The 2,584-nt window shown below is 55.4% G+C and carries 2 protein-coding genes; both read right to left on the reverse strand.

All coding sequences use genetic code 11. From position 1 onward, the window contains the following. On the reverse strand, window positions 1-415 hold a 415-nt coding region (locus ACR0K5_RS24965), incomplete at its 3' end, for an invasion associated locus B family protein (RefSeq protein WP_480535038.1). Between the two features lie 34 nt (window positions 416-449). Next, the coding region (locus ACR0K5_RS24970) for an autotransporter outer membrane beta-barrel domain-containing protein (RefSeq protein WP_480632211.1) at window positions 450-2,584 on the reverse strand (2,135 nt) is incomplete at its 5' end.

Genomic DNA, 2,584 nt, shown 5'->3' on the forward strand with positions numbered 1-2,584 from the left:
TGAGAACAGTAAGCGTCTGGGAGGACTGCAGGTTTTCCATACCATCAGCATCCGGTGCAATATCAGCGACACACCCGACAGTTTGCAGGCAGGTCGAAAAGGATCCAACCGAAAGATCGCCAGTCCCGGTAGAAAACCTGACGCCTTCTTTGAGTTGGAGGCCAAAAGGCGTAATCAGGGTCAGCTTGTCGGGATTGGCAGTGAAAACAGCAGAAATGACCCTTTGTTGTGTGTCGGCTTGCCTGAGTTCCTGAGAAACCTGGCAAGTGCGTGTTGTTTCGGCGCTCTCGGTTTTGCTGGCGGTTTTGCATTGCACCGCCCAGACACCATAGGTTTCTGACAGCGCGTTGGGCTCCTGTGCGGAGCTTGCACCAGTTGTCAGTGCAAAAGCGACGGCTGCCAAAGTCTGTCTCATGAAGCCGGAACGCAGTCCTATTATTTGAACCCATTCAGAACTCGATCTTGACACCAAAGCTGCCTCCCAGTGTTTTGCCCGAACTCAGGCTGGTTCCGAGTACCGAACCAGCGGTCATTTCTGCAAAGATTGCGGAACGGGCTCCGTTTGCGGAATTCCATTCATAAGACCCACCAAGTCCGATTTCTCCCCGCCAGGGACGGGATTCCTGTATCAGCGTGGTATCGTCTGAGCGCACTGCGGTGGTCGCATCAAACAGGTGGAACACGTTGGCCGACAGGTAGACGCTGCTTTGCGCATCACCGCGGTCTGGCGATTGGTATTCCAGGACACCACCTACCCGGAGCTCCGAGGTCGAGCCATCTTCGAGAGAGACGATCTCACCGCTTGATCCGGTGAAACTGTCGAAATCAACATCATAGTACATGTACTGTATTTCTGGCGTGATCGAGAACGCATCGCTCAACGCAAAGGTCTTGCCGATCTCAAGAGAGGCCGCATAACCTGAACCGCTATTATCTTCGACTAGGGATTCTCCGTCGAAAGACAGATCGCTTTCGAAATCCGCATATTGCAACTGTGCGTCGACATACAAACCCGAAGCGTCATACCATGTGAGGGTCGTGCCAACCCCAACTGCGTCACTGTCGGCACTCCCACCGCCGATCGACGAAGATCCGGACAAAGATGCAGAGCCATAGAAAGCTCGGAACCCTCCGACAAGGCGGCCGCTCCCATACTCCCCGAGAAGCGTGTCCACGCCCATTTCAAACTTGAATGTGCTAATGTCATATTCGGAATCCGAGATGCCAAGCTCAAGCGCGGTTGTTGAGGTGTTGAGGTCAAGGTCTGACCTGCCACCAGAAACCTTCATCCAAAGGCCGGCTTCTACGCAGTCACGGCTGTCCTGCCGGATCTCAGGCTGGATTGCATCGTTGCACAATGGATCACCGCCAGCTAGCCACGACCGACCCTGAACGCGCTGGCTGTGACCTTCGAGCGTGTTCAGCGCATTCAGGTTTTGCGGGTAGGCTTCATAGATCAGGTTCGACGGCAGAAACTGGCGCTGAAGGAACCACTGGGACCCAACCAGGGCAAGCTCATATGCAACCCCGCCAAGATCAACGGTATCGCCCACGAGTTGAAAATCGCCCTCAGAGGTTGCACCCTGTACGTCTACAAGGAGAATGTCATTGCCGCTGGCCTCGCCAGATGAGATATCCGCGACAAAGATCGTTGTTCCGCCTGCAACAACATCACCGGCAATCACCAGTGTATCAGCAAAATCAGCTGTGGCATCGGCATCGAGCTGTAATGCACCATCACCGGAATAGTCGCCGCTCACCATAAGCACATCTCCGGTCACATTATCCCGAAGATCGATCGCTCCGGCATTACGGATGCTCCCAATGACGTTGATCATCGATACGGACCCAGAGGTGTTTTGGTACCTGCCACCTGCAAGTGTCACCAGATCACCCGTCAGGTCGAAATCACCCCAGTTGCTGATGACACCACCAGCCCCCGCAATCATCCCGTGCCCTGGCCCACTGGCAACAGTCAGGGTCGATCCAAATTCAACTGCGCCGTCCACAACGGTGATCGCTTCCCAGTTCTGAAAAGCGGAACCGTCCACGGTGCCATCCCAACCATCGAACAGGACATTGTCATCCATTCCCGCTCCACCATCAACGAGACCGGTCAGGCCCGACAGATCCGCACTACCTGTGAAGGTCAGCATGTCATCGCCGTCAAGCATGTCGATGGTTCCGGCGCCGGTCAGGATGCCCGCGACATCAAATGTGTCATCGCCTGGTGTAAAAGTAAGTGCACCTTCCAGATCAAGCGTTGCGCCAGCGAAGACCCTCGCCGTGCTCACATCAGAGATCCCAGCCCCGGCGGCTACAGTCATTGTGCCTGAATTGGTGAAACTCTCGATCTGAGCGGGGGCCGCGCCCCCCAGCACATTGAAGGTACCACCATTGTCCAGATGACCAGACAGGTTAAAGTCTCCCGTCCCGTCTATCGTTGTGATGCCGTTATTGAGCATGTCCCCGTTGGCATTCAGAACACCGGCGTCCAGGTTGATGGTCCCGGTGCCAGCGGTGGAGAGCAAACCGGTCACGTTAAACGTGCCGCCGTCCTGATCCAGTTCACCCCCGTCTTCAA

It is taken from the genome of Ruegeria sp. AB9 (assembly GCF_056542585.1).